Here is an 11,450-nt window from a genome sequence, read left to right on the forward strand (position 1 = left end):
TCGTCACGGTTGGCGGCGCGGATATCGCGCTCGAGCCACACCGAATCCGGCCGGAACCCGCGTTGCTGCATCTTCTTCGTGAAACCGGTGAGCCGCGATAAAGGGTCTTCGACGCGCGGCGTGATGAAGCTGCCCGCGCCGCGCGCCCGCCGGATCAAACCTTGCTCGACCAGCAGTTCGATCGCCTTGCGCGCGGTGATGCGCGACACGCCGATCGCATCCGAGAGCGTGCGCTCCGACGGCAGCGCTTCACCCGCCGACCACACGCCACAGTGGATCGCTGTCGCCAGATTGCGCGCGAGCTGCAGATAGAGCGGCGTGACGTTGCGAGCGTCAGGCATCAGTGCGGACCAGCGAGTTTCCATGGGGCTCCGGCGGTCGTCTCGAGAAGTGCGGCCTACGAAAATGAGAGCCCATTATATAACCAACATAATACCAGTCAATCGACTGGTCTCATGCTGGTACGGATCAGCCGAAAGCCTTGCTGGACAGGCTTCAGAGGGTGATTTGGGGGTGTCGGATAGAGGCTTCCGGGGATCGGGATTTACCCCTATGGGGCATACAGGCTGCCGTTTCCAGGATTCACACGGGCCCTTATTGAGAGGATCGGCATACGGGAACGATACCTTTTTGATACCAGTTCGACCCACTCCGCGGGGGCGTACTTTTTTAATAAGTTGCCTTCCAATATAGTGGTGGGCAACAAGCCAGAAAAATTCCCCCGGGGAGCCGCTTTTGACAGATTCCGAGGCGCTACGGCGCGCTCAGGCCGTTCGCCATTTCAACCGCTTCTATACCCAGCACATTGGCGCACTGCACGAGCATTTGGCAAAGAGCGCCTTTTCACTGACGGAAGTGCGCATACTGCACGAGCTGTCGCGCGGACGCGCGCAGACGGCCTCGGGACTCGGGCGCAACCTCGGCCTCGACAGTGGCTATCTCAGCCGCCTTCTGACCAGCTTCGAACGACGCAACCTGATCACACGGCACCCGTCCGACTCGGACGCGCGCCAATCGCTGATCGCTTTCACCGACGAGGGCCACGCGGCCTATGCGCCGCTCGAGACAGCCGCAATCGACGAAGTATCGGCGCTGCTGAACGGGCTCACGGCGCTCTCCCAGGACCAGTTGATCACCGCGATGAAGGTGATCGAGCGGCTGCTCGACGGCAAGCCGCAGCACGAACCCGTGATCCTTCGGCAACCGCGTGCCGGCGAATGCGGCTGGCTCGTGCATCGACAGGCGCAGTGGTTCACCGCCCAATACGGCTGGGATCAATCGTTCGAAGGCTTGCTCGCGCGCATCGTCGCCGATTACTCGCAACGCAACGATCCGGTGCGCGAGATGTGCTGGGTCGCCGATCAGCAAGGCATGGTGGTCGGCTCGGTGTGCATCGTCGGGGTGTCGACGACGGTGGCGGGCGTCCGGCTGTTGTGGGTCGAGCCGGACGTGCAGCGTCTTGGTATCGGCACGCAATTGATCGGCGAATGCGTGCGCTTCGCCGGACGCGCGGGGTACACCAAGCTCACGCTGACCACGGCCAGCACGCTTGAAGCGCCGCGACGGCTATGCGAACGAGCGGGCTTCAGACTCGCCTGCGCGACGGCAGAGCGGCGCTTCGGCAAGAATCTGACGATCGAACGATGGGAGTTGGAGTTGGTTTAGCGGTAGCGAAGCCGCGATGCATAAAAAAACGCCACGGTTTGTCGCCGTGGCGTTTTTTGTTTTGCGGCCGGTCAAACATGGCCGACGTGGCTGCTTAGAACGACGGCACCACGGAACCCTTGAATTGCGTCTTGATGAACTGGCGCACGTCTTCCGACTGGTAAGCCGCAACCAGCTTCTTGACCCACGGCTTGTCCTTGTCCTGCGTGCGCACGGCGATCAGGTTCGCGTACGGGCTGTGGATATCCTCGAGCGCGATCGCATCTTTGCTCGGCTGCAGACCGGCGGCCAGCGCGAAGTTCGTATTGATCGCGGCAGCGTCGACATCCGACACCGAGCGCGGCAGTTGGGCTGCGTCGAGTTCAACCAGCTTGATCTTTTTCGGATTCTCCGCGACGTCGAGCGGCGTGGCGTTGTTGCCGTTCGTGCCCGCGCCCGCCTTCAGCTTGATCACGCCTTGCGTCTGCAACAGCAGCAGCGCGCGGTTTTCGTTCGACGGATCGTTCGGCACCGCGATCTTCGCGCCTTGCGCCAGATCCTTCAGCGACTTCAGTTTCTTCGAATAGATGCCGAGCGGCGAGATATACGTCAGCCCCGCATTGACGATCTTGTAGCCACGCTGCTTGACCTGGCTGTCGAGGTACGGCTGGTGCTGGAAGCTGTTGGCGTCCAGATCGCCGGCATCGAGCGCGGCGTTCGGCTGCACGTAGTCGTTGAATTCGACCACCTTCACGTTCAGTCCTTCACGCTTCGCCACTTTCGTGACGACTTCCCAGATTTGCGCGTCCGGACCGCCGATGGTACCGACCTTGATCACCTTGTCGTCGGCATGAGCGCCGAAGCTGGTGACGATCGCCGCGCCGGCGACCACTGCCGAGAGGGCTTTGAGGATGGTTCTGCGCTGCATGTGATTCTCGCTTTCTCTGATCGATGTCAGATTCGGGTGGAAGCCGGCGGCGTGCATCTTGTGGATGTGCCCCCAACTGGACCGCAAATGGTCTCATATGCCCGGCGAGATGGGAAATATCACGATCGCATATGGTTATGCCTCTGCAACGGCGCGGGACGGGACCGCGTGCAGGACACGCAGCACATTGTCACCTTGGCCCCGCCATCGCGGCACGGCGGCGGCGCCGTTCACGCGAAACGCGCTCACCGTGTCGCGCAAACGCCCTGTCTGATCCTGCAACGAAGCCGCCGCGGCGGCCGCCTGTTCGACCAGCGCCGCGTTCTGTTGCGTCACTTCGTCCATCTCCGTGACCGCGCGGCCCACCTGCGAAATACCGCTGCTCTGCTCCTCGGACGCCGCCGCGATCTCTCCCATGATGTCGGTGACGCGCTGCACCGCTTGCAGAATTTCGCTCATCGTCGTGCCGGCCTGCTGGACCAGTGTCGAACCGTTTTGCACGCGCTCCACCGACGCGCCGATCAACTGCTTGATCTCCTTGGCCGCCGTTGCCGAGCGCTGCGCGAGACTGCGCACCTCGCCCGCGACGACCGCGAAGCCGCGGCCCTGTTGGCCGGCGCGCGCGGCTTCGACCGCTGCGTTCAGCGCCAGAATAGTGGTCTGGAACGCGATGCCTTCGATCACACCGATGATGTCGGCGATCTGCAAACGATCACAAGAGAAGGATGTGCCGACGTTGACCGCGCGCAATGAGTCGTCCGCTGACAGATAATCGACGGTCGTGCCGCGAACCCACGCGAGCCCATTCAATCGCTTACGAGAACACTCATGTACGTCATCAATCTCATCTACACCGCATCGCTCGAACGCGTGGACGACGCACTCGAAGCGCATCGCGCTTTTCTGACCAGGCAGTTCGAAGCAGGAGTCTTCGTGGCCGCCGGACCGAAGGTACCGCGCGACGGCGGCATCATTCTGGCGGTGCGTATCGAGCGCGACAAGCTGGATGAGATTCTCGCCAGCGACCCGTTCGCCGAGCAGAAGCTTGCACGTTACGAAGTAACGGAGTTCAAGGCGACGCGGCTAGCCCCGGGAATGAGTTTGCCAATGCCGGCTTGAGGGATACAGCGAAGGAAATTGAATACGGGCGCGCGGCAGATGCACGCGCCCGTCGGCATCATTGCATCAATCGAGCAACAGCTTGAAGTCGTGCACCCACGGCGTGGCGCCCTGGCCGTCGCGCGCGAACAAACGCAGCTTGCCGTCTGTGTCGAACACATAGCTCGCCGCCGTGTGATCCATCGTGTAGCTATCGGCCGTCTTGCCTGGCACTTTCGCGTAATAGACGCGGAAGTCTTTCGTGATCTTGGTGAGTTGCGCCTGATCGGCCGGACGCAAACCGACGAAGGTCGGGTTGAACGCCGGCGCGTATTGCGCGAGCAAAGCCGGCGTGTCGCGGTCGGGATCGACGGTGACGAACAGCACCTGCACACGCTTCGCGTCTTCCGGACCGAGTTGCTGGAGCGCTTGCGAGAGCTCGGCCATCGTGGTGGGGCAGACGTCCGGGCAGTGCGTGTAGCCGAAGAACAGGACCACCACCTTGCCCTTGTAATCCGCCATCGTGCGAATCTTGCCGGACGTGTCGGGCAGCGAGAAGTCACTCCCGAATTGCGTGTTGCCGGTGATGTCGAGATTCGTGAACGCCGGCGGCTGCTTGCCGCAGCCCGCGACCAGCAACGCGCCACCAAGTGCGCAGGCAATCACGGCGACACGCGCGGCGGCACGCGCCGTGCCCACAAAGCGTTGTGTAAGCATGGGTGTTACGCGCCGATCACGACGCGCGCATAGTGGTCGATCAACAGCGCGGCGAACAGCAGCGACAGATAAACGATCGAGTAACGGAAGGTCTTACGCGCCAGGTCGTCGGAATATTCGCGATAGATCTTCCACGCATACGCGAGGAACACCGCGCCGAGCAACACAGCCGCCGTGAGGTACACCACGCCGCTCATACCGGAGATGAACGGCATCATCGTGACCGCGAACAGGATCACGGTGTACAGCAGAATATGCAGGCGCGTGTATTTTTCGCCGTGCGTATTCGGCAGCATCGGCAGACCGGCGTTTTCGTAGTCTTTACGGCGATACAGCGCGAGCGCCCAGAAATGCGGCGGCGTCCATACGAAAATGATCAGCACGAGAATCCACGCGTCGCCCGGCACGTGGCCGGTGACGGCGGCCCAGCCGAGCGCCGGCGGCATCGCGCCCGACGCCCCGCCGATCACGATGTTCTGTGGCGTGGCCGGTTTGAGCAGGAGCGTGTAGATGACCGCATAGCCGACGAAAGTGGCGAGCGTGAGCCACATGGTCAGCGGATTGGCGAACGTGTAGAGCGTCCACATGCCAAGGCCACCAAGCACCGCTGAAAACAGCAGGATTTGCGGGGTGGTGATTTCGCCACGCGCGGACGGCCGCCACGAGGTACGACGCATCTTTGCGTCGATCTTCTGTTCCATCAGGCAGTTGATGGCGAACGCCGCACCGGCCAGTAGCCAGATGCCGACGGTACCGCCGATCAGGACGGTCCACGGCACCATGCCGGGCGTCGACAGAAACATGCCGATGACTGCGCAGAACACAGCGAGCTGCGTGACGCGCGGCTTTGTCAGGGCGACGTACTGGGAGACCCGGCTACCGGGCGTTTGGGAGAGAGTTGTGCTGTCCATGTGGGGTCACGCTGGCGCGGCATCGCGCGCAGGCAACACGGCGCGGCCGGGACGGCTATAAGCGATCCGAAAGTTTAACATAACGAGCAGCAGCAGCAGGATCGCGGCGCCCCCATTATGCGCAACCGCAATGGGCAACGGCCATTGCAGGACGATGTTCGACAAACCGGTGATGAACTGGATCAGCACCACCAGCAACACGCCGTTGGCCGGCCGCCGCAGCGACTCGAAACGGCGCAGTTTCAGCGCGAACCACAGCAGATAGGCAACCACCACGATCGCGAACGTGCGGTGTGTCCAGTGGATCGCGACCAGTGCGTCTTGCGTGATCATGTCGCCGTCGCCGGTCATGCCGAGCGCGCGCCACAGGTGGAAGCCGTGAGCGAAGTCCATCGGCGGGACCCATTGGCCGTTGCAGGTCGGGAAATCCGTGCAGGCGAGCACCGCGTAATTCGTGCTGACCCAACCGCCCAATGCGATCTGCGCCACTAACAGCACGAGACCGGCGATCGCCGCCGCACGCCAGCGCGCGGCTTCGGGCTCATAAGCCGGCAGCGGCGTTTGGCGAGCGGCCAGCCAGCCGAGCGTGCCGAGCAACGCAAGGCCGAGCAGCAAATGGGTCGTCACGATGATCGGCTGCAACTTCATGGTCACGGTCCATGCGCCGAACGCCCCCTGCACGAGAATCAGCAGCAGCAGCGAAGTTGGCCACCACGGCGATACATGCAGCGGACGGCGCTTGATACGGGCCGTCCACGTAATCAAGGTCTGCGCGATGATCAGCACGCCGATTGCCATCGCAAAGTAACGGTGGATCATCTCGATCCAGGCCTTTGTCATGCTGACCGGGCCGGTGGGCATCAACTGATGCGCGGCGGTAATCGCCGCGTGCGCGATGAACGGCGACGACGTGCCATAGCAACCGGGCCAGTCGGGGCAGCCGAGACCGGAATCGGTAAGACGCGTGAAGCCGCCGAACATCACCAGGTCCAACGTCAGGAAGGTGGTGAGCCACACCAGCTTGCGGAATTTGTTGTCGTCGGCCTTGACCCACACGTAGGACAGCGGCAACAACGCAATACACAAGCCGATCAGGGCGAGTTCCAGTACGAACATCTTTCTTACCCTTGTTGCGACATCAGCCGATGCTCGACCACTTGAGCAGCTTGGTCACGTCACCCTTGATCTTGCTTGGATTGGGATCTTTCGGGAAACGCATCATGAGATTGCCGTTCGGATCGACCATGTAGATGTGATCGGTGAGTTGAGTGGCGGTGTCGGTCGGCAGCCATGCGGACACCTGCGCCGGGTCGGCAATCAGCATGTTGGTGTCGGGGTAGGCCTTTTGTATCACATCGGACACCTGGCCCGCATCGGTGCGCAGCCACACTTCGACGACGCGTTCGCGTTCCGGGCCTTGAGCTGCGCGGATTTGTCGCATGAAGTACAGCTTGGTGACGCAGGCTTTGTCGCACGCGCTGTTGTCGACGGAGATCAGCAGCCAGCGGCCGCGCAGCGACGCGAGTTTGAGCGGCTTGCCGTCTTCACCCGTGACGACGAGTGACTCGGGGATCGGTCGCTGCGGCTGAACCAGCGTGCCGTAGCTCGTGCTGCCGCCGGCCGGCTTGACCACGTAATAAACGAAATACGACACGACGATCGGCGCGGCGCAGATGACCGCCAGCAACAACAGCATCCAGCGGCCGCGCTGCCACGACCCCGGGCCATTGGGTTGCCCGGGTATCACTTTCGGCGTTGCGGGTTTGCCGGCTTGCGGCGAACGGGGAGATTGCGTCGACACTACAGAACCTCTTTCAATGAGTGCGCGGCTTCGAGGCCCTTGTTCGGGCGTACGAGAAACCGCAGGCGATACGTTACACGCCCGGGGCGTGCTCTTTTTTCGCGGCACGGCGCGCGGCGTACAAACCGAATGCAAGCGCGGCGGCCGCCATGCCCCACCACTGGAACATGTAGCCGTAGTTGGTATCGACACCGCTTGTCGGCGCCGGCCAGTCGCGCACCAGCTTGTCGCCGTCGTCGCTCAATTGCTGGATCACGAACGATTGCAACGGCAGCCCGGTTTCCGCGGCGTAAGCGGCCGTATCCAGATTCTGGCGAATCTTCTGGTGCGCGGCCGATCCGCCCTGCCCCAATTCAAAAGCACGCGAGGCATCGGCACGCGCGATGCCTTCGATTTCGATCTCGCCTTGCGGCGTCGCGTAAGGCGCGATCGTCTCGCGATTGTTTATGTTGCGCGGCAACCAGCCGCGATTGACCAGCACATAACCGCCGTCGGCCAGTTTGAAAAGCATCACGACGTAAAAGCCCGGCTGGTCGTGATACGGGCGATTATCCAGATAGACAACCTTGTCCGCGACGAAACTGCCGCGTGCCTTCACGCGATGGAATTCGATGTCCTTCAGGTCGACCGGCGCGGCGTTCACAGGCTGCGCGGGCGCGTCTTCGAATTGCGTGATCTGCGCTTCGAGCGCTTCCTTCTGATGGGCGCGGTCGCGCTGCCAGAAACCGAGCCGCACGGTCACCACAATCACCAGCAAAATCAACAGCGCGGGAACGAGCCGGAATTTCATCGAACACACTCCGCCCGCGTCGCTTGCGACGGCGCCTGGAACCCACGGCAGACGCCGGCGCGCGGTGCGATAATAAACGTCTTGCCTCTGCGCTTTCTGGTTTCAGTTGGTTCCATGCACATTCTCGTTCCCATCGCCTTCGTCCTGATCATCGCCAGCATGGTGTCGGCGCTGTACTTCATGATGCATGACAAGGGCAAAACCAAGCGGATGGTCTGGTCGCTCGCCACGCGGGTGGGCCTGTCGATCTCGCTGTTCCTGTTCATCCTGTTCGCTCACTGGATGGGCTGGATTCAGTCGACCGGTATTCCTTACGGGCGTTGAGTTCGGCGGAAAAGATTTCACACCGGCGATCACTTCGCTAAACAAAACGCCGCCCTGACAGGGTCGAGGGCGGCGCTGCATAACCTGCGTACTGCTCGTGCGCCGCGCCTGTCACAGGCGATGCGCGAACGGCCTGCGCACACTCCGGAAACCGGCGGGCGCAGGCCAGACTGCGTTACAGCCAGTACACGACGACGTACAGCCCCAGCCACACAACGTCCACAAAGTGCCAGTACCAGGCCGCGCCTTCGAATGCAAAGTGATGCTCCGCGGTGAAGTGGCCGCGGAGCATCCGCACCAGCACCACAGCCAGCATCGTGCCGCCGAGGAACACGTGGAAACCGTGGAAGCCCGTCAGCAGGAAGAACGTCGAACCGTACACACCCGAGGCGAGCGTCAGGTTCAATTCGTTGTACGCGTGGAAATACTCGAAGCCTTGCAGGAACAGGAAGCAGACGCCGAGCACCAGCGTCGCCGCCAGCCAGATGATCGCCTTCCTGCGATGATTCTCACGCAGTGCATGGTGCGAGACCGTCAACGTAGCGCCCGAGGACAGCAGCAACGCGGTGTTGATTGTCGGCACCGGCCACGGCTGCATCGACTTGAAGGTCGAAACCAGCGCCGCCGGACCGTTGTTCGGCCACACCGCCGAGAAATCCGGCCAGATCAGTTTGTAGTCGAGACTGCCGAGCTGATGCAGCGCGATTTCGCGTGCATAGAACAGCGCGCCGAAGAAGGCACCAAAGAACATCACTTCGGAGAAGATGAACCAGCTCATGCTCCAGCGGTACGACTTGTCGACATTCTTGCCGTACATGCCGCCTTCCGACTCGGCGATCGCGTCGCCGAACCAGTGCCAAAGCGTATAGAGCAGCCACAGCAAACCAACGACGACACCGATCGGCGCCAGTTCATGATCGTTGATCCAGGCCGCAAGCGATCCGAGCATGACCAGCAACCCGGTAGCGGCGCTGATCGGATGCCGCGACGGATGCGGTACGAAATAGTACGGGCTCTCGTTTTGACCGCTCATTCTTGATTCTCCACTTCAGTCCAGTTGTTCCGGAATCTCCGGCTGTATCTTCGGCGGCGCGTCGATACCGCACCGCTTCACTCTAATTCGTGGGCTCTGCTTCGCCCTGTACCACGCATCGGCCTAAGCGTCTCAGCCCACCACCAGGCGCACGATCACGATCAGCACGCCGATGAAAATTGCCGCGCTGATCAACGCCGCCGCAATCACATGCAGCGGGTTCAACTGCACAGCGTCCGCTTCCAGATCACGACGCTTACGCACCCCGAAGAACGACCAGAACACGGCTTTCATCGACTGGCCAAAACTGCTCTTGCGCGGACTGCCGCCGTTATCGCTCATCTCTTTCGTCGTCCTTCGCCTGCGGCAAACGCCGTCAGGCGGGATTGGCGCTGGTTGCCGCCGTATTGGCCGTGGGTGCTGCGCTCCCGGCCGTCGCCGCTGCCGGCGTATTCAACTCGAAGAACGTGTACGACAACGTGATCGTTTTCACATCCTTCGGCAACTTCGGGTCAACCACGAACACAACCGGCAGCCGCTTCGTCTGGTTCGCAGTCAAAGTCTGCTGCGTAAAGCAAAAACACTCGATCTTCTTGAAGTACTCGGTTGCCTGCTTCGGCGCGTAGCTTGGAATGGCTTGCGCCTGAATCGTGCGCGCCTGTTCGTTGCTGACCTCGTACATCACCGTCGTCACTTCGCCCGGATGCACGTCGAGACTGCGCTGCTCCGGCTTGAAACCCAGCGGGCCGCGCGCGTTCGCATCGAATTCGATCGAAATCGTGCGGCTCATGTCGACCTGCGTATTCTTCGCCTCACGCACCGTGGCATCACGCTGCACGAGGTTGTTGATGCCGGTGACTTCGCAGATTGCGCGGTACATCGGTATCAGTGCAAAACCAAATCCGAACATCATCAACGCGACGATGAACAGCTTGATCAGCATCGAACGGTTAAAAGAGCGGTCGGCTTGAGCCGGCGGTTGCGTCGACATCTAATCCTCAACAATCCTGCACACAGGCTCGAACTACCGCGTCAGGTGAACCACTTCTGATGAATGATGACGCTCGCAAAAAAGGCCGCGGCGATGACAAACATCACAATACCGATCCGCCGGTTGCCCGCTCGAACCTGCTCGGGCGTACGTCTTTCTTGAGGATTGCGCGTCATGCTCGACTTTCTGAATACTTTTCGTGACCACGGGTGCTGCCACGCCTCGCACGGCTGCCTGGTTCTGGTGGCAATTGAAGCGCCGCCGCCAGAACCGGCAAGCTCACCGAATGCCGATTACTCGACGGTCGGCGGGTTTTCGAACGTGTGGAACGGGGCGGGGCTCGGCACGGTCCATTCGAGGCCCGTTGCGCCGTCCCAAGGCTTGTCGCCAGCCTTTTCGAGGTCGCCGCCGCCGCGGTACGCCGGCAATGCAACCGCGAACAGGAAGTAGACCTGTGCCAGACCGAAGCCGAAAGCACCGATCGAAATAACCTGGTTCCAGTCGGTGAACTGCGCCGGGTAGTCGGCATAACGACGCGGCATACCGGCGAGACCGACGAAGTGCATCGGCAGGAACGCGAGGTTGAAGAAGAACATCGACGCCCAGAAGTGGATCTTGCCGCGCGTTTCGTTGTACATCCAGCCGGTCCACTTCGGCGCCCAGTAGTACCACCCGGAGAACAGCGCGAACAGCGATCCCGCCACCAGCACGTAGTGGAAGTGAGCCACCACAAAATAGGTACCGTGATACTGGATGTCGAGCGGCGCCATAGCGAGCATCAGACCCGACAGGCCGCCGAACGTGAACACCAGCAGGAAGCCGACCGCGAACAGCATCGGCGTTTCGAAGGTCAGAGAACCGCGCCACATGGTGGCAACCCAGTTGAACACCTTCACGCCCGTCGGTACGGCGATCAGCATCGTCGCGTACATGAAGAACAGCTGGCCCGTTACCGGCATGCCGGTCGCGAACATGTGGTGCGCCCAGACCATGAACGACAGAATCGCGATCGACGACGTTGCGTAGACCATCGAGCTATAGCCGAACAGCGGCTTGCGCGAGAACGCCGGGATCACCTGCGACACGATCCCGAACGCCGGCAAGATCATGATGTACACCTCGGGGTGCCCGAAGAACCAGAAAATGTGCTGGTACATCACCGGGTCGCCGCCGCCTGCCGCGTTGAAGAACGACGTGCCGAAGTGGCGATCGA

At 61.6% G+C, this 11,450-nt stretch carries 15 protein-coding genes and 1 pseudogene; 3 read left to right on the forward strand and 13 right to left on the reverse strand.

Features of this window, described 5'->3' with window-relative positions:
- A partial coding sequence (locus QOC89_RS25435; RefSeq protein WP_323047544.1) for a GntR family transcriptional regulator occupies positions 1–365 on the reverse strand: 365 nt, incomplete at its 3' end.
- A gap of 370 nt (positions 366–735) precedes the next feature.
- Here QOC89_RS25435 and QOC89_RS25440 point away from each other — a divergent pair.
- Entirely contained in the window at positions 736–1,665 is a 930-nt protein-coding gene (locus QOC89_RS25440; protein ID WP_323047545.1) for a bifunctional helix-turn-helix transcriptional regulator/GNAT family N-acetyltransferase, read from the forward strand.
- Positions 1,666–1,759: 94 nt separating this feature from the next.
- On the opposite strand, the gene QOC89_RS25445 is transcribed toward QOC89_RS25440, so the two are convergent.
- Complete coding sequence (locus QOC89_RS25445; protein WP_323047546.1) at positions 1,760–2,572, reverse strand: MetQ/NlpA family ABC transporter substrate-binding protein; 813 nt, start codon at positions 2,570–2,572, stop codon at positions 1,760–1,762.
- 135 nt (positions 2,573–2,707) lie between these two features.
- A pseudogene (locus QOC89_RS25450) lies at positions 2,708–3,277 on the reverse strand (methyl-accepting chemotaxis protein); the annotation flags it as partial.
- A 123-nt stretch (positions 3,278–3,400) separates the two neighbouring features.
- Here QOC89_RS25450 and QOC89_RS25455 point away from each other — a divergent pair.
- Entirely contained in the window at positions 3,401–3,691 is a 291-nt protein-coding gene (locus QOC89_RS25455; RefSeq protein WP_323047547.1) for a YciI family protein, read from the forward strand.
- 66 nt (positions 3,692–3,757) lie between these two features.
- Here the strand turns inward: QOC89_RS25455 and QOC89_RS25460 are convergent, their stop codons facing one another.
- The 5 genes from QOC89_RS25460 to QOC89_RS25480 form a co-directional block, all read right to left on the reverse strand.
- Entirely contained in the window at positions 3,758–4,387 is a 630-nt protein-coding gene (locus QOC89_RS25460; RefSeq protein WP_323047548.1) for an SCO family protein, read from the reverse strand.
- Between the two features lie 5 nt (positions 4,388–4,392).
- Positions 4,393–5,298, reverse strand: a complete 906-nt coding sequence (gene cyoE, locus QOC89_RS25465; RefSeq protein ID WP_323047549.1) for a heme o synthase — start codon at positions 5,296–5,298, stop codon at positions 4,393–4,395.
- A gap of 6 nt (positions 5,299–5,304) precedes the next feature.
- Positions 5,305–6,414 (reverse strand): COX15/CtaA family protein, encoded by a 1,110-nt coding sequence (locus QOC89_RS25470; RefSeq protein ID WP_323047550.1) that lies wholly within the window; start codon positions 6,412–6,414, stop codon positions 5,305–5,307.
- Positions 6,415–6,436: 22 nt separating this feature from the next.
- Positions 6,437–7,099, reverse strand: coding sequence for an SCO family protein (locus QOC89_RS25475; protein ID WP_416340469.1), 663 nt, complete (start codon positions 7,097–7,099; stop codon positions 6,437–6,439).
- A gap of 73 nt (positions 7,100–7,172) precedes the next feature.
- A complete protein-coding gene (locus QOC89_RS25480; protein ID WP_323047551.1) occupies positions 7,173–7,889 on the reverse strand; it encodes an SURF1 family protein in 717 nt (238 codons plus the stop codon).
- 114 nt (positions 7,890–8,003) lie between these two features.
- Between QOC89_RS25480 and QOC89_RS25485 the strand changes: the two genes are divergently transcribed.
- Entirely contained in the window at positions 8,004–8,213 is a 210-nt protein-coding gene (locus tag QOC89_RS25485; RefSeq protein WP_007179452.1) for a twin transmembrane helix small protein, read from the forward strand.
- Positions 8,214–8,388: 175 nt separating this feature from the next.
- Here the strand turns inward: QOC89_RS25485 and QOC89_RS25490 are convergent, their stop codons facing one another.
- From QOC89_RS25490 to QOC89_RS25510, 5 genes are all read right to left on the reverse strand, one after another.
- Positions 8,389–9,246, reverse strand: coding sequence for a cytochrome c oxidase subunit 3 (locus QOC89_RS25490; RefSeq protein ID WP_323047552.1), 858 nt, complete (start codon positions 9,244–9,246; stop codon positions 8,389–8,391).
- A 132-nt stretch (positions 9,247–9,378) separates the two neighbouring features.
- Complete coding sequence (locus tag QOC89_RS25495; protein ID WP_323047553.1) at positions 9,379–9,588, reverse strand: DUF2970 domain-containing protein; 210 nt, start codon at positions 9,586–9,588, stop codon at positions 9,379–9,381.
- Between the two features lie 34 nt (positions 9,589–9,622).
- Positions 9,623–10,237, reverse strand: a complete 615-nt coding sequence (locus tag QOC89_RS25500; RefSeq protein WP_323047554.1) for a cytochrome c oxidase assembly protein — start codon at positions 10,235–10,237, stop codon at positions 9,623–9,625.
- Between the two features lie 41 nt (positions 10,238–10,278).
- Positions 10,279–10,413 (reverse strand): cytochrome oxidase small assembly protein, encoded by a 135-nt coding sequence (locus tag QOC89_RS25505; RefSeq protein WP_211607278.1) that lies wholly within the window; start codon positions 10,411–10,413, stop codon positions 10,279–10,281.
- Between the two features lie 117 nt (positions 10,414–10,530).
- Positions 10,531–11,450 (reverse strand): cbb3-type cytochrome c oxidase subunit I (locus tag QOC89_RS25510; protein WP_323047555.1); only part of this gene is annotated, 920 nt, incomplete at its 5' end.

Origin of the sequence: Paraburkholderia sp. (assembly GCF_034668105.1) — a bacterium.
Taxonomy (GTDB): domain Bacteria; phylum Pseudomonadota; class Gammaproteobacteria; order Burkholderiales; family Burkholderiaceae; genus Paraburkholderia.